15 protein-coding genes and 1 pseudogene are annotated in these 15584 nt (G+C 68.4%); 8 read left to right on the forward strand and 8 right to left on the reverse strand.

Annotation, left to right across the window (positions count from 1 at the left end):
- Together U9983_RS06300 and U9983_RS06305 are read left to right on the forward strand one after the other, a co-directional pair.
- A partial coding sequence (locus U9983_RS06300) for an ABC transporter substrate-binding protein (protein ID WP_322753121.1) occupies positions 1 to 1092 on the forward strand: 1092 nt, incomplete at its 5' end.
- A 163-nt stretch (positions 1093 to 1255) separates the two neighbouring features.
- Positions 1256 to 1591, forward strand: a complete 336-nt coding sequence (locus U9983_RS06305; protein ID WP_322750802.1) for an RNA polymerase-binding protein RbpA — start codon at positions 1256 to 1258, stop codon at positions 1589 to 1591.
- Positions 1592 to 1707: 116 nt separating this feature from the next.
- Here the strand turns inward: U9983_RS06305 and pgl are convergent, their stop codons facing one another.
- The 4 genes from pgl to tal all read right to left on the reverse strand — a co-directional run bounded on the left by pgl (position 1708) and on the right by tal (position 6369).
- A complete protein-coding gene (pgl, locus tag U9983_RS06310; RefSeq protein WP_322753122.1) occupies positions 1708 to 2514 on the reverse strand; it encodes a 6-phosphogluconolactonase in 807 nt (268 codons plus the stop codon).
- Entirely contained in the window at positions 2514 to 3560 is a 1047-nt protein-coding gene (locus U9983_RS06315) for a glucose-6-phosphate dehydrogenase assembly protein OpcA (protein WP_322753123.1), read from the reverse strand. Before U9983_RS06315 ends, pgl begins: the two co-directional genes overlap by 1 nt.
- Before the next feature lie 88 nt (positions 3561 to 3648).
- Positions 3649 to 5181 carry a glucose-6-phosphate dehydrogenase gene (gene zwf, locus U9983_RS06320; RefSeq protein ID WP_322753124.1) on the reverse strand — a complete coding sequence of 511 codons (1533 nt, stop codon included), beginning with the start codon at positions 5179 to 5181 and terminating at the stop codon, positions 3649 to 3651.
- Positions 5182 to 5262: 81 nt separating this feature from the next.
- Positions 5263 to 6369, reverse strand: coding sequence for a transaldolase (gene tal, locus U9983_RS06325; RefSeq protein ID WP_322753125.1), 1107 nt, complete (start codon positions 6367 to 6369; stop codon positions 5263 to 5265).
- A gap of 34 nt (positions 6370 to 6403) precedes the next feature.
- Here tal and U9983_RS06330 point away from each other — a divergent pair, with 34 nt between their 5' ends.
- Positions 6404 to 6694 (forward strand): hypothetical protein, encoded by a 291-nt coding sequence (locus U9983_RS06330; protein ID WP_322753126.1) that lies wholly within the window; start codon positions 6404 to 6406, stop codon positions 6692 to 6694.
- A gap of 400 nt (positions 6695 to 7094) precedes the next feature.
- The gene (locus U9983_RS06335; RefSeq protein WP_322753127.1) at positions 7095 to 8024 is read left to right on the forward strand and encodes a heme o synthase; all 930 of its coding nucleotides are present in this window, start codon (positions 7095 to 7097) and stop codon (positions 8022 to 8024) included.
- A gap of 144 nt (positions 8025 to 8168) precedes the next feature.
- On the opposite strand, the pseudogene U9983_RS06340 reads toward U9983_RS06335, so the two are convergent.
- The 4 genes and pseudogenes from U9983_RS06340 to U9983_RS06355 form a co-directional block, all read right to left on the reverse strand.
- Positions 8169 to 8969: pseudogene (locus U9983_RS06340) on the reverse strand (COX15/CtaA family protein); the annotation flags it as partial.
- A 28-nt stretch (positions 8970 to 8997) separates the two neighbouring features.
- A complete protein-coding gene (locus tag U9983_RS06345) occupies positions 8998 to 9852 on the reverse strand; it encodes an ABC transporter permease (RefSeq protein ID WP_416211293.1) in 855 nt (284 codons plus the stop codon).
- The gene (locus tag U9983_RS06350) at positions 9849 to 10790 is read right to left on the reverse strand and encodes an ABC transporter ATP-binding protein (RefSeq protein WP_322753157.1); all 942 of its coding nucleotides are present in this window, start codon (positions 10788 to 10790) and stop codon (positions 9849 to 9851) included. The genes U9983_RS06345 and U9983_RS06350 overlap by 4 nt, the downstream gene beginning before the upstream one ends.
- A gap of 10 nt (positions 10791 to 10800) precedes the next feature.
- Complete coding sequence (locus tag U9983_RS06355; RefSeq protein ID WP_322753128.1) at positions 10801 to 11382, reverse strand: helix-turn-helix domain-containing protein; 582 nt, start codon at positions 11380 to 11382, stop codon at positions 10801 to 10803.
- A gap of 365 nt (positions 11383 to 11747) precedes the next feature.
- Between U9983_RS06355 and U9983_RS06360 the strand changes: the two genes are divergently transcribed.
- Genes U9983_RS06360 through U9983_RS06375 form a run of 4 tightly spaced genes read left to right on the forward strand, consistent with a single transcriptional unit; the run spans position 11748 to position 15542 of the window.
- Positions 11748 to 12494 (forward strand): transcriptional regulator, encoded by a 747-nt coding sequence (locus tag U9983_RS06360; RefSeq protein WP_322753129.1) that lies wholly within the window; start codon positions 11748 to 11750, stop codon positions 12492 to 12494.
- On the forward strand, positions 12491 to 13981 hold the full coding sequence (gene sufB, locus U9983_RS06365; protein WP_322753130.1) for a Fe-S cluster assembly protein SufB: 1491 nt from the start codon (positions 12491 to 12493) through the stop codon (positions 13979 to 13981). The genes U9983_RS06360 and sufB overlap by 4 nt, the downstream gene beginning before the upstream one ends.
- Positions 13981 to 15225 carry a Fe-S cluster assembly protein SufD gene (gene sufD / locus U9983_RS06370; RefSeq protein ID WP_322753131.1) on the forward strand — a complete coding sequence of 415 codons (1245 nt, stop codon included), beginning with the start codon at positions 13981 to 13983 and terminating at the stop codon, positions 15223 to 15225. The genes sufB and sufD overlap by 1 nt, the downstream gene beginning before the upstream one ends.
- Positions 15225 to 15542, forward strand: a complete 318-nt coding sequence (locus tag U9983_RS06375; RefSeq protein WP_322753132.1) for a non-heme iron oxygenase ferredoxin subunit — start codon at positions 15225 to 15227, stop codon at positions 15540 to 15542. The genes sufD and U9983_RS06375 overlap by 1 nt, the downstream gene beginning before the upstream one ends.
- The last annotated feature ends 42 nt before the right edge of the window (positions 15543 to 15584 follow it).

The raw sequence follows: 15584 nt of genomic DNA on the forward strand, positions 1-15584 counted from the left end.
CTGGAAGCTCTTGCCTACCCACCGGATTCATCCAGCTACTTTGAGCACCTCATCTCCGACGGTCCCTACCACTTTGGCGCCGCGGTGAACGACGAGGCATATAGCCTGTCGCGCAATCCGGCGTGGATCGCGTCATCGGACGGGGTCCGCCCGGCACTTGCCGATCACGTCACGGTGCGTACCAACATCGACGCCGCTGCCGCCCAGGCCGAGATCGAAGCCGGACGGGCCGACATGGCCCTCGACAGCTCCGTTCCCGCTGGGGACGTGGCGGGGCTCGACGCCCGCGTTGACGGCAGATTGTCGACGGACGGCCCGGGATCCACCGTGGCGCTCACCGTAGGGCTGCACGGCCCCGCCTCCGCCGCGCTACGCGTCAGCGCCGTCCGGGTGGCGCTCGCCTACTGTGTGGACCGCGCCAGTGTCGCAGCGGCTCTCGGCGGGCCGGTCACCGCCACCACCACCGCGCAGCTGTTGGCGGCCCCGATGGTCGGCTACCAGCCGCGGGATCCCTACCCCACCCTCGGGTCGACCGGTGATGCGACGCGGTGCCGAGACGGGACGCGCGCCGCGCCCGGGGGTCCGCTCACCACCGTGACCCTTCTCACCACCGACTCGGCGTCGGACGCGGCCGTGGCGACCGCGCTGGCGGCGGGCTTCGCCCGGGCGGGCGTGACACTGCGGGTCATCGCTGTGGCTGCCGCCGACTACCCGCGTGCCGCGGTAGCCCCCGACAGCCAGACCTGGGACCTCGCCCTCACCACAGTGACACCACAGTGGTTCGGCAACGCCGGGCGTACCGTGTTCCAGCCCCTGCTGGAGCCGGCGTGGTCGGGGCCCCGACCTGCCGACGGCGGATACCGTAACGAACGGATCACCCTGTCCCTACACGATGCGCTCGCCGAGCGTGACGCTGCTACTGCCAACACCCGGTGGGGCGATCTGGAACGGGAGCTGCTCACCGACGTCGCGGTTATCCCGCTGGCCGTTACCGTTGTGCCGCGTATGCACAGCGTCAACGTCCGCGGTTTCCTGCGGCTGGGCTCGCTCGACAACGGTGATCCCACCGGCGTATCCATGGGTATTGCGTGAGAGGTTCGCTTACAGTGACCTGAAACCGTCGTGAGGATGACCGGCGGTGGTGGGTGCGACGAGGTCGACCCATCTCGTCTTACACTCGGTCAGGCCGAACCGGCAGACGCTGGGGGCCGGGTCCGGAGTCAACAGAGGGACGAGACAAAGGAGTAGACGGACCGTGGCAGGTGGTAACGCCATCCGAGGAAGTCGGGTAGGAGCGGGACCGATGGGGGAGGCTGAACGGGGCGAGACCGCCCCGCGGCAGCGGATTTCCTTCTGGTGCGCCAATGATCACGAAACCAAGCCGTCGTTTGCCGCCGAGGCTGCGATTCCGGAGACCTGGGACTGCCCCAGCTGCGGGTTCCCGGCGGGCCGCGACCGCGACAACGCGCCCGCGCCGCCGAAGACCGAACCGTACAAGACCCATCTCGCCTATGTCCGGGAACGGCGTAACGAAAAGGACGGTGAGGCGATTCTGGCCGAGGCCCTCGCCAAGCTGCGGGGCACCGCCTGACCGTGAAGATCGGCTCGACCGTGAGCCTCGGCGTGGTACCGGTCGCAACGTCTACCGGTCGGTACCACGCCGACCCGGCGGTCCCGACCCGGCCGGCCTACCGGCCCGGAGCCGGCCTACCGGCCCGGAGCCGGCATGGCCAGCGCGGGAACTCCGGCCGCCGCGGCACGGTCCAGCAGCCACAGGGTCCGTTCCCGACCCTGGGCACCCACCGCCGGGATCTCCATGGGGCATGCGCCCGCGAGTGCCCGGGTCACCGCGTCGGCCTTTGTTTCGCCGGCGGCGAGGACCCAGACCTCACGGGCCGCCTGGATGGCGGGGAACGTGAGGGTGATCCGGACCGGTGGTGGTTTAGGGGAGTCACGGACCGCGACAGTCGTTGCCCGGGCGTCCACGACCGGGGAGCCCGGGAAGATCGACGCCACGTGGCCGTCCGGTCCGATGCCGAGCAGCAGCACGTCAAAGGCCGGGGCCGCCGCCGTGGTGTCGGCCGTGCTCCTGGCGGGCGCAGGGGAGCCGGCGGTCGCGCGTCCGGCGAGGAGCCGCGCATAGGTGGTCGCGGCCGCGTCAGCGTCGGCTGTGCTGCCCGGGTCGCCCATCGTGAAGATCCGGGCCGGGTCAAGGGGCAGCGCGTCGAGCATGGCCGCTCGGGCCTGGCCGTCGTTGCGGTCGGTCGAGTCGAGGGGAACGAACCGCTCGTCGCCCCACCACACGTCGACCCGTGCCCAGTCGACCGCTGCGACGATCGGGCTGTCGCGGACCGCCCGAAGCGTCGCCGTGCCGATACCGCCACCGGTGAGTACCACCGACGCGGTGCCGCGGGCAGCCTGTGCCTCCTGGAGGTTGATGATCAGCCGGGCCGCGGTCGCGGCGGCGAGCAGGTCCGCGTCAGGATGGATGATCACTTGCGGTGGCGCGCCCATCAGCCAGCCGTCCCCGCGATCGTGCCCGTCGTGCCCGCCATCCCCGTTGTGCTCGCCGTGCCTGCTGTTGTCGGACTGGCCGCGGTGCCCGTCATCGGGTCGCGCCAGATGTGTTCGCGGACCGGGGAACGGGACGCGAGACCTCCGATTCCACTCCAGGCCGCCAGAGCGTCGGCGTAGGGCCCGTCATGGTCAAGCCGGCGTAGCTCCTCGGCCAGGAGATCACCGAGGCCGCGTTCGGTCAGCGGCACGGCCCGGTCGGGCTGGCCGGGCCGCTTCAGTACCGCGGTGCGGGAGTCCTGTCGGGCGACTGTCAGCTCGCCGTCATCAAGATCAAATCGTACCTCGGCGAGCCCACGGTGTGCCTTCGTCTCCAGGTTGACCGCCAGGTTCAGGCGGTCGGAGAACCAACCGGACAGCAGACGGACACTGGGGTCGACGTCCCCTCCGACAATGGTGACCGCTCGCGGCTTCTCGATGAGCGAGTCGAACGCGGCGGCTATCAAGGTCCGCCAGGCGGTCAGCCGCGTCCACGCAAGGTCGGTGTCGCCGGGCGCGAAGTCCGCCGCCCGCTGGCGCAGCGCGGCGATCGGATCCTCCGCCACGGACGCGTCGGTGACCCGCCGGTCGGCGAAGACCCCGAGCGGATCGTAGGCGATGCGGTCCGGGGGAACATCGTGCCACCAGGTCACCACGGGCGCGTCCGGTGCCAACAGCGGCAGGACCACCGACTCCGCGTGCAGGCTGAGGCGTCCGAACATCCGCATGACCACGGCCTCACCCGGCCCGAGCCGGCCACCGATGGAGACCTCGGCGTCCAGTCGCGAGTTGGAGGCGTCGACCTGGCGCCGGACGACGATGAGCAGGCGGCACGGATGGGCCGCCGCCGCCGTGGTCGCGGCGCTCTCGGCCACGCTGACGTGCTTCTCGTCCACCACGACCACAAGGGTCAGCGCCAGACCGAAGGCGAGCGCCCCGGCTGAGCGTCGTTCGGCCGCCAACGCCTTGACGACATCGGTGCCGGTCGTGTCCCACAGAGTTGTCATGGCCGCCTCCGTGCTGTCCGTGCGATCTGCGCCGTCCGGGTCGGCGGCCCTTCGGCCGTCGACGGGGCAGTGATCGTGGTCGCCGGCCTCATGGCCGCCTCCAGCGGCGTCCATCGCGGGCGAGCATCTCGTCGGCGGCTGCTGGTCCCCAGGTGCCCGACCGGTAGCGGAACGGGACGGTCCCGGCCCAGAAGTCCTCCATCGGGTCGATCACCCGCCAGGACTCGATCACCTCGGCGTTGTTCGGGAACAGCGTCGCATCCCCGAGAAGCACGTCGAGGATGAGCCTTTCGTAGGCTTCGGGTAGTGACTCGGTGAACGCCTCGCCGAACAGGAAGTCCATGGCGACATCGCGGACCTCCATGGCGGAGCCCGGCACCTTGGACCCGAATTTCAACGTCACGCCTTCGTCCGGCTGGACCCGGATCACCAGCTGGTTGTGGCCGAGCTCGGTGGTATCGGTGGCGTCGAACGGCAGGTGCGGCGCCGGTTTGAACAACACCGCGATCTCGGTTACCCGGCGCGGCAGCCGTTTGCCGGTGCGCAGGTAGAACGGAACACCGGCCCACCGGCGGGTTTCGATTCCGATCCGGACGGCGGCGTAGGTCTCCGTCCGCGAATCCGCGGGGACGCCGTCTTCCTCGAGGTAGCCCGTCACTCGCCGGCCGGCGAGCCAGCCCTGTTCGTACTGGCCACGGACAGCGTAGGCGGCGAGGTCGGTCGGCAGCGAGATCGCCCGCAGGACCTTGAGTTTCTCGTACCGGATGGCATCGGCGTTGAAGCTCACCGGCTCCTCCATCGCGGTGAGCGCCAGCAGCTGCAGGATGTGATTCTGCAGAACGTCGCGGGCCGCGCCGGTCTCGTCGTAGAACCCGGCGCGCGAGCCGATACCGACGTCCTCGGCCATTGTGATCTGAACGGAGTCCACGAAGTGGGAGTTCCAGATCGGTTCGAACAGGGTATTGGCAAACCGCATTGCCAGCAGGTTCTGGACGGTCTCCTTGCCCAGGTAGTGGTCGATGCGGAACACGTCTTCGGGGGTGAAGACGTCGTCGACGAGCTCGTTGAGCGCGCGGGCCGACTCCTGGTCGTGCCCGAAGGGCTTTTCGACCACGATCCGCCGCCAGCCGCCGGACGCCTCGTTGTTCGCCATACCGGTGCGCTGCATCTGCTTGAGGACGACCGGGAATGCCGACGGCGGAATGGACAGGTAGAAAGCCGCATTTCCCGGAACCCCGTGGGTTTCCTCGAGGTCGAGCAGGGTCTGGGCGAGGATGTCGAACGCGGCGTCGTCGTTGAACGATCCGGGGACGAACTTCATCGAGGGTGCGAGGCGTTCCCACACCTCCTCGCGGAACGGCGTCCGAGCGCCCTTCTCCGCGGCTTCCCGGATGATGTCCGCGAAATCACCGTCGCTCCAGTCGCGCCGGGCAAACCCGAGCAGTACGAAACCCGGTGGCAGCAGACCCCGGTTTGCCAGGTCGTAAATGGCTGGGATCAGTTTCTTGCGGGCCAGGTCACCGGTAACTCCGAAGACCACGAGCGCACACGGATCAGGCAGCCGTGGCAGGCGGCGGTCGCGCGGGTCCCGCAGTGGGTTGGTGCTCACCGCTGGTGTCACCCGAACCCCCTCTGTCTGTCCAGAATTATCGTGCTGTCCGGAATTGTCGTGGGCAGGTCCAGAATCATCGCCGCGCGGCAGTCAGCGCTGCGCGTCCAACTTCTCGTGCACGGCTGTGAGCAGCTGGTTCCAGGAGTCCTCGAACTTCTCCACACCCTCGCGCTCAAGTACCTCGACCACGTCGGGCAGCGAGATACCGAGCTCGGTCATGCGGGCCGTCACGGCACGGGCATCGTCGTAGTGCGGCCTGATCGTGTCACCCGTGACCACCCCATGGTCGGCGAACGCGTGCAGCGTTGCCTCGGGCATCGTGTTGACCGTGCCCGGGGCGACCAGCTCGGCGACGTAGATCGTGTCCGGCATCGCCGGGTCCTTCGTGGATGTCGACGCCCACAGCGGTCGCTGCGGCCTGGCACCGGCCTTGGCAAGGGCCGACCAGCGCGAGGTCGCGAAGGCCTTTTCATAACGCTCGTAGGCCAACCGTGCGTTGGCGACCGCGGCCTTGCCCCGCAGTGCCTTGGCCTCGTCGGTGCCGATCTTCTCCAACCGGCGGTCCACTTCCGTGTCAACCCGGCTGACGAAGAACGAAGCGACCGACGCAAGGTTGGACAGGTCATGGCCGGCCTGCCCGGCCTGTTCGATGCCGGTCATGTACGCATCCATGACGGCGTCGTAACGGTCCAGTCCGAAGATCAGCGTGACGTTGACGCTGATGCCCTGGGCGAGCGTCGCGGTGATTGCCGATAGGCCGGCCAGGGTAGCCGGGATCTTGATGAACAGGTTCGGTCGGTCGACCAACCACCACAACGCCCGGGCTTCGGCCACGCTGCGTTCGCTGTCATGGGCCAGCCGAGGGTCCACTTCGATCGACACCCGGCCGTCTACGCCGCCGCTGGCTTCATATGCGGGACGCAGCACGTCACAGGCGGCGCGGACGTCGGCCGTCGTGATCGCTCGGACAGCCTCACCGACGTCCACCCCGCGGACGGCGAGATCGCGGATCTGCTCGTCATACGCGGAGCCACTGCTGATCGCCTTCTGGAAAATTGTCGGGTTGCTGGTGACGCCGACGACGGCGCGGGTGCGCATCAGTTCGGCGAGGTTGCCGGTACGCAGGCGATCGCGGCTGATGTCATCGAGCCAGACCGCCACTCCGGCGGTGGAAAGCTGAGCCAAGGGGTCGGTCATCGCGCTGTGACGTCCTCTCCACGGGCGTTGGTACATGGTCTGGCACTGTCGCGCTGCGCCGTACCGGGAACGGCTACGGCACCGGGAACGGCTACGGCACCGGGAACGGCTACGGCACCGGGAACGGCTACGGCACCGGGAACGGCTACGGCACCGGGAACGGCTACGGCACCGGGAACGGCTACGGCACCGGGAACGGCTACGGCACCGGGAACGGCTACGGCACCGGGAACGGCTGTGGCGACCACCGCGGCAGCACCTGCAGACAGGCCACGGCCTGTTGACCGGGCACCGCCGCACAAGCCCTGGCGCCGTGCCGCCATGATGCCCCTACCCTCTCGCGGTCGCCTCATCCCAGTGTCCGGATACTCGTGGCGGCGCGGGAAAGTTAGCGAGAACACTATCCTTCCGTTACTTCTACTTGACGATTTCTTCATCTAATGTGCAGCAACGCAAGCCTTGAGTGATTGAAGATCGCGTGAGTCCACTGGTTGACTACGTCGTGTGTTGTGATCGTTACTTGAGAGAAAAATCTTGTCTGTCCGTGGGTAGGGCGCCCGGCGCGACACCCGACGGCTAGACTCCGACACGTCGTAGAACCACGTTGTGAGCCCCGGTCGCGGGGCCCGAGCCTGTGCGGGTGCCCTCCATCTCCCGCCGATCGCGAGGTCGTCCTGTCCGCCTTGGCCGCGTCTACGTCGGTTTCCAGTCTGCCGGAGCGGAACATGTCCGCGCAGCCGGAGTCCGGTGGGCCTGCGGGTCCAGCGAAGTCCCGGCGCCCGGCCGGGGCGCTGGCCCGCTCCTACCTCGGCCTGACGAAGCCCCGGATCATCGAGCAGCTGCTGATCACAACCGTACCGGTGATGCTGCTGGCCGAGCACGGCCTGCCGTCCCTGTGGTTGGTGCTCGCGACGCTGGTCGGCGGGACCTTCGCGGCGGGCAGCGCAAACACGTTCAACTGCTATATAGACCGCGACATCGACCAGATGATGGCGCGGACACGTCGGCGGCCACTCGTACAGGCGAGCGTCACCCCTGCTGAGGCACTGCGGTTCGGGATTCTGCTCGGTGTGGCAGCCACAGCCCTGTTCGGCTTCGCCGTCAACTGGGTTTCGGCGCTGCTCGCTGACGGGGCGATCGTGTTCTACGTCTTCGTCTACACCCTGGGACTCAAGCGGCGTACCCCGTCCAACATCGTCATCGGCGGCGCGGCCGGCTGCTTCCCGGTTCTCATCGGCTGGTCAGCGGTGACCGGAACGGTCGGTTGGCCCGCCGTTCTGCTGTTTGCTGTGATCTTCTTCTGGACCCCGCCGCACTTCTGGGCGCTTGCGATCAAATACCGGGACGACTACGCCGCCGCAGGTATCCCGATGCTGCCGGTCGTCGCGTCCCCCGCGGTGGTCACCAGACGGATGCTCGGCTACTCCTACGCCATGGTGGCTGCTTCCCTGCTACTCGTCCCCGTCGCCCATACGGGATGGCCGTATCTGGTCGTGGCTGCGGTGCTCGGCGGGTGGTTTCTGGCCGAGGCCCACCGGCTGGTCTGGCAGGTTCGCCGCGGGGGGGAGATCCAGCCGATGCGGCTGTTTCACATCTCGATCACCTATCTGACGCTCCTGTTCGTCGCGGTCGCGGTCGCGGCGCTCACCAGTTGACCTGGGTAGGGGATTTTCGTCGTGATGGTGACCTTTTTTACCTACCGCTGAGGCTGATTCCTTCATCGCGAGCCAGACCCGCAGGGTGAGGATCCACAGCACGGTGGCCCCGGCGATATGCAGTTCCACCAGGCCGACGGGCACACCGGTGAAGTACTGCGTGAACCCGACTCCGGCCTGGGCGATGACAACGGCGGCGAGCGCGCTGCTCGCACGCACGGCCTCGGCCGGCGCGCCACCGGGACGGACGGCGAGCACGGTGGCGATCACGAGTCCCACCAGCACCATCGCAGCGTCCGCATGCAACTGCGCGACAGTGGTGATGTCGAACCCGAATCGCCTGGCCTTGGACGAGTCCCCGCTGTGCGGACCGGTGCCGGTGGCCACAGTGCCGAGGACCAGCACCGCGCCCGCGACCAGGGTGAGCACCCGGGCGAGCCAGAGCAGCTCGGGCCGGGCCACCGGGAGGACCGGGCCAGCGCCCTGACGGGCCCGGCGGTCGAGCACGACGATGTCCACCAACAGCAGCATCGACAGCAGGAAATGCCCGGCCACCAGCGCGGGGTGCAGCTTGAACAGGACGGTCAACCCACCGAGCACCACTTGGCCGAGGAAGCCGAGCCAGAGGCCGAACGAGAGCGCGACGAGGTCGCGGCGGCGCTCGGCCAGCCGCAGCGATACCAGCGGCAGCAGCAGCATCACCAGCCCCACGGCGACGGTCAGCAGACGATTGCCGAATTCGATCCAGCCGTGCGCGGAATACTCCGGCCGGGTGACGAACGAGTTGTCACCGCAGGTGGGCCAGGTGGGGCAGCCAAGCCCGGACCCGGTCAGCCGCACCGCGCCGCCGGTGACGACAATCAGCGCGAGCAGGGCGACGGAAATCCGGGTGAGCAGGCTGAAGACAGTGGGACTCACCGTCGGTACTTTCTTCCATCCGCTCATCGCAGGTCATACTACCGTTCGTAGAAGATTATTCCCATTTGAACGTCCGCGCCGCGAGGGCCAGTGAACCGACCGCCCAGGCGAGCAGAATGGCGAGGTCCGCGACGGGCAGACCGGCGGAGTCCCGCAGAATCGCGCGCAGTCCGTCCGATGTCGCGGCCGTGGGCAGCAGCTTGCCAACGCCGGCCAGCCAACCAGGCAACCGGGAGAGCGGGACGACGATCCCGCCCACGAGCAACAGCAGCAGGTAGACGCCGTTGGCCGCGGCCAGGGTCGCCTCCGCCCGCAACGTGCCCGCCATCAGAAGGCCGAGGCCCGAGAAGGCAACCGTCGCCACCAGCAGGAGCAACCCCACCGCCAACGGCGAACCGTGCGGGTGCCAGCCGACGCCGAATCCCACGGCGATCACCAGCAGGACCTGGATGATCTCCACGCTGACAACGGCCAGCGTCTTGCCAGCGAGCAGGATCGACCGGGGCAGGGGGCTCGCGCCGAGCCGTTTGAGCACACCGTAGGATCGCTCGAATCCGGTTGCGATCGCCTGTCCGGTGAACGCCGTCGACATGACCGCGAGAGCCAGGATGCCGGGGACAAGAAAATCCACCGGAGCACCGGCATCGGTGGGCAGCACGTTTACGGTTGTGAAGAACAGCAGCAGGCCAACTGGGATGATCACAGTGAGCAGTACCGATTCCCCGCGGCGCAGCGTCAGTTTCACCTCGAGCATCGTCTGGGCCCGGAGCATGGTTGACCAGCGCGCGGCGCCAGGTGCCGGGCGAAGGTCGAGTGGACGCTGGGCGGCCGGTACCTGTCCGGGTGCCGGTGCCGGTGCCGTCTCCGTCGCCGGTGCCGTCGCCTCGGACGGGGTGCCGGTGCCGGTCATGGCCGCAACCCCGAACCGGTGAGTTCCACGAACACGTCCTCCAGACTGCGCTGTTCGACTCTGAGATCCTCGGCCAGCACACCGTTGCTCGCGCACCATGCGGTCACCGCTGCCAACAGGTGCGGGTCGATCCGGCCGTGCACCACGTAGCGGCCGGCAGGGTCCTCCGTCGCGACCGTGCCGTCCGGGAGGGCCAGGACAAGGCGGTCGATGTCGAGACCAATCGGCGCCCGGAACCGCAGCTGTCCCTCGGCGCCCCCCCGGGTCAACTCGGCCGGGGAACCCGCCGCGAGCATCCCGCCGTGGTCAATGATCACAACGTGGTCCGCGAGGTGCTCCGCCTCGTCCATGGCGTGGGTGGTGAGCACCACCGTCACCCCGCTGCCGCGCAGCTCGGTCACCAGGTCCCAGGTGGCCCGGCGGGCCTGCACGTCCAGACCCGCGGTGGGCTCGTCCAGGAACACGAGTTCGGGTCGCCCCACCAACGCCATCGCCAGGGACAGCCGTTGGCGCTGCCCGCCGGACAGGCGCCGGTAGGGCGTGTGGGCCGAGCCGGACATGCCGACCCGCTCGAGCAGGACCCTGACGTCCAGCGGATTGCGGTGATGTGCGGCGAGCAGGCTGAGCATCTCCTGCGCACGGGCGCCCGGGTAGACCCCGCCAGCCTGGAGCATGACTCCCACCCGGGGGTGCAGGGCGGCCGCGTCGCGTCGGGGATCGAGGCCGAGCACCCGCACGTGGCCCGAGTCCGGATGGCGGAAACCCTCGCAGATCTCGATCGTGGTGGTCTTACCGGCACCGTTCGGGCCGAGCAGCGCCGTCACTGAACCGGTAGTTACGTTCAGTGATAGTTGGTTGACTGCATGGATGGGTTGGCCGGAACGTGGCCGGTAGGTCTTGACCAGGTCGACAACCTCGACTGCCAGGTCCTCCGCCACATCGGCGATCCTACGGACCACCGCGTGCACGGTGTGCGGCACGCGTCGCGGGTGGGGTTTGGCCGCGGGGCGACGGGGGACGTTGTGTGGTGTCCGGGTCGGCGAGCGCCCCCCAGGCACCGAAGCGTTCATGCAGGAGCAGCGGGGTCGTGCTGTACAGCCGGGCCAGCGCGGGCAGGTCCGTTCGCCGCAGGCGCAGCACGTCCCGGGAGCTGTCGGCACGCAGGACCTGGACGATTGCGATCCAGCGCCGTAGCGGCCCGGTGCGGGTCGGTGGCAGCTTGCGCAGCCGGTGCAGGTCGATGGCGAGCGGCGGCAGTCCTACCAGGTCGGAGCGGGCCGACGGTGGCGGCGGCACAAGCATGATCGCGGCCATGTCGTACAGGTCGGCCAGTTCCACCAGGCGGTGCACCCGCAGCGCGCGGCTGCCACGTTCGTAGGCGCCGAGGGTGCCCGCCGTCCAGCGTCCGTTCGTCCGCGTCTGGACATCAAGGAGGGACATGCCGCGGCGGTGACGGGCCGCCCGCAGCCGGCGTCCCAACTCCGCGGCGTAGTCCCTGCCAGCGCCAGCGCCTGCGTCGGCCTCGGTCACGCTCTCCGTCCAGGTCACGTCGAACGAACCGGAGACGCTGTTCGCCTCCCGTCGCAGCGTGTCAGGAGTTGGCCGGTGCGACGACCTCTCACTCGTGGTGATGCGCTGATGAGCGTGGTCTGCCAGTGGTAGCGGATGCCGACGGGGTTTGCGTGGCCCGGGGCCGTGGATCGGGGCCGTGGATCGGGGCCGTGGACCGGGGCCTGGACCGGGGATGTGGCGCATCAGACGCTCGGCTCGACCGTGCGGTCCGTGCCCAGGTCAGATGCCACGATGGTCAGGTATTGCGACGGATCGCGTCGGCCCGGCGCGCCGACCCGTTCGACCTCTGACGGGAAATAAGGCACAGTGGTGTTGTGAAAAGCATGCCCGACACTTCCAGCGGTGCGGTGGCCGACGGCCGAACCCGTGACCGTGTCGCGCGCCTGCTCCTGGAACTCGGTCCCTCGACCGCGGTCACGCTCGCGGCTCATCTCAGCCTGTCGCCGGCGGCGATCCGTCGGCATCTCGACGCGATGCTCGTCGAAGACACGATCACGACCCGTTCGGCGCGCACCGCGGCCCCCCGTGGCCGCGGGCGTCCGGCCCGGCTGTTCCAGCTCACCGCCGCCGGGCACGCGGCGGGCCCGAACGCCTACGAGGATCTCGCAGCCAGCGCGCTGAGCTTCCTCGCGGACGTCGCGGGTCACCAAGGTGTCACGGAGTTCGCCGAGGCGCGTGCCGCCGATCTGGAACGCCGGGTCAAGCCGGCGGTGGCCGAGGCTGACCCGGCGGACCGACCGGCGGCGCTGGCGGCGGCCATGTCCGCCGCCGGCTACACGGCAAGTGCCTCACCACTGCCGACCGGCATCCAGATCTGCCAGCACCACTGTCCGGTGCAGCACGTTGCGGAGCGCTTTCCCGAACTCTGCGGCGCTGAGACCGCCGCATTGGCGAGGTTGCTCGACTCCCACGTCCAGCGGCTCGCAACAATCGCGCATGGTGATGGGGTGTGCACGACGCATGTTCCCCTGGACCCCGCTCCCGTCTCCACTGCCAGTACGTCCACCGCCAGTACGTCCACCGCAATGAACCCCATCACTCCCACCTCCTCGGAGGGGCCTGTCATATGACCACAATTCCCGAGACCGAGATCGACAGTCGACTCGAGGGCCAAAGGGCGCGCGACGATCGTCAGATCGCGCGCCCGGAGGCCACAGTCCCCGAAGCACTGGAGGGTCTGGGTTCCTACAAGTTCGGCTGGTCCGACACGGACGCGTATGCGGCTACCGCCCAGCGCGGCCTGTCAGAGGCGGTCGTCCTCGGAATCTCGGCCAAGAAGAGCGAACCGGAGTGGATGACGCAGCTCCGACTCAAGGGCCTGAAGCTCTTCGGTCGCAAGCCCATGCCGACCTGGGGCGCGGATCTTTCCGGCATCGACTTCAACAACATCAAGTATTTTGTCCGGTCGACCGAGAAGCAGGCGGCAACCTGGGACGACCTGCCGGCGGACATTCGTAACACCTATGACAGACTGGGCATCCCCGAAGCGGAGAAGCAGCGTCTGGTCTCCGGTGTGGCGGCCCAGTACGAAAGTGAAGTCGTCTACCACAAGATCCGGGAAGATCTTGAGGAGCAGGGCGTCATCTTCCTCGACACCGACACCGCCCTGCGGGAGCACCCGGAGGTGTTCAAGGAGTACTTCGGGTCGGTCATCCCGGTCGGCGACAACAAGTTCGCCGCGCTCAACACCGCGGTGTGGTCCGGCGGGTCCTTCATCTACGTACCGCCGGGCGTGCACGTCGAGATTCCACTCCAGGCCTATTTCCGGATCAACACCGAGAACATGGGCCAGTTCGAGCGGACGCTCATCATCGTCGACGAGGGTGCCTACGTGCACTATGTCGAGGGCTGCACGGCGCCGATCTACTCCTCTGACTCGTTGCACTCGGCGGTCGTGGAGATCGTGGTGAAGAAGAACGCCCGCTGTCGGTACACGACCATCCAGAACTGGTCGAACAACGTGTACAACCTGGTGACCAAGCGGGCGGCGTGTCAGGCCGGCGGCACCATGGAGTGGATCGACGGCAACATCGGTTCCAAGGTGACGATGAAGTACCCGGCGGTGTGGCTGCTCGGCGAGCACGCCAAGGGCGAGGTGCTCTCGATCGCGTTCGCCGGTTCCGGCCAGCATCAGGACGCCGGCGCGAAGATGGTGCACGCCGCACCGTGGACGTCGTCCACCATCGTGTCCAAGTCGGTGGCCCGTGGCGGTGGCCGGACCTCCTACCGGGGTCTGGTCCAGATCCAGGAGGGCGCGCACAACTCACGGGCGACGGTGAAGTGTGACGCCCTGCTGGTCGACACGATCAGCCGCTCCGACACCTATCCCTATGTGGACGTCCGGGAGGACGACGCCTCAATCGGGCATGAGGCCACCGTGTCCAAGGTCGGGGAGGACCAGCTCTTCTACCTGATGAGCCGCGGGCTTTCCGAGGACGAGGCCATGGCCATGGTTGTGCGCGGATTCGTGGAACCGATCGCCCGGGAACTGCCGATGGAGTATGCCCTCGAGCTCAACCGGCTGATCGAGCTGCAGATGGAAGGTGCGGTCGGCTGATGGTGACCGCTCCCATCCACAACGGTTCGCGTGACGGTTCAGCCGAGGAATCATCCACCGGTGCGGCCGCGGCCGTGCTGGTGGCCGGGTCCTCGACCGGGTCACCGGTCGGGTCGAAGGCAGGGGTGTCGGCGGGTCGGCCCGACGGGCGACCGCGTCCGGTGCGCTCCCGCGACCCGCAGGCGCATCCGCTGCCGACCGGTCGCGAGGAGGAGTGGCGGTTCACCCCGCTGCGCCGACTGGGCGGCCTGCTCGCAGGCCCGGACGCCGACGCCACCTTTGCCGTGAATGTCGAGGCACCCGAGCCTGTCACGGTCGAACATGTCGGCGTCGACGATGCCCGGGTCGGGCGGGTGTTGACTCCGGCCGACCGCGTGTCGGCGTTCGCGATGACCCGGGCCGAGCATGCCGTCGTGGTCACTGTGCCCGCCGAGGCGACTCCCGACACCCCGGTGATCGTCCGGTTGCACGGTTCCGGCGGTATCGCCTACGCCCATCTGGTGGTCGAGGTCGGGGCGTTCGCCTCGGTCACGGTGGTGCTCGACCACACCGGGCAGGCTATCTTCGCGGGTAACGTGGAACTGTCGATTGGTGACAGCGCGTCACTGACCTTCGTCTCGCTGCAGGACTGGGACGCGGGTGCGGTGCACGTCGCCGCGCACGCGGCCAGGGTCGGCCGCGACGCCCGGTTCCGTTCGTTCACGGTGACTCTCGGTGGCGATCTCGTCCGATTGTCGCCCACCGTCACCTATGCCGGGCCTGGCGGGGACGCCGAGCTCTACGGGCTGTTCTTCACCGACGCCGGTCAGCACCAGGAGCACCGCCTACTCGTCGATCACGGCCCGCGGTCGTGTCGTAGCCGGGTCGCGTACAAGGGCGCGCTTCAGGGCGCCGGCGCGCACGCGGTGTGGATCGGCGACGTGGTGATCGGAGCGGATGCGGTGGGTACCGACACCTACGAGCTGAACCGCAACCTGGTTCTCACCGATGGTGCGCGGGCGGATTCGGTGCCGAACCTGGAGATATCCACCGGCGAGGTCATCGGGGCCGGCCACGCCAGTGCCACCGGGCGTTTCGACGACGAGGCGCTGTTCTATCTGATGGCGCGGGGCATCCCGGCGGACGAGGCGCGGCGCCTGGTGGTCCGGGGCTTCTTCGCCGAGATCGTCGACCGGATCGAGATCGAGTCTCTCCGGGACCGGATCACCGCGGCGGTCGAGGCGGAGCTGGACGGGGTCGTCTAGTGGGTGGTTTCCAGCGCGTGTGCGCGTTGTCCGACCTGCGTGAGGAGTCCGCGCTCGGCGTCGAGGTCGACGGCCAGCCGGTATGCCTGGCGCTGGCCGGCGGGCAGGTCTTTGCCATCCGCGACGAGTGCTCCCACGCCGAGGTGCTGCTTTCCCACGGTGAGGTCGAGGACGCGAGGATCGAATGCTGGCTGCACGGCTCGCAGTTCGACCTCGCCACAGGTAAACCCATCGGGTTGCCGGCAACCGAGCCGGTGCCCGTCTATCCGGTGCAGATCGACGGTGACGACGTGCTCGTCGACGTCGGGCCGTCATAGCTGGATACGGCGGCATACGGCGGCATACAGCGGTATACAGCG

Source organism: Protofrankia sp. Cas3 (genome assembly GCF_963555955.1).
GTDB lineage: Bacteria > Actinomycetota > Actinomycetes > Frankiales > Frankiaceae > Protofrankia.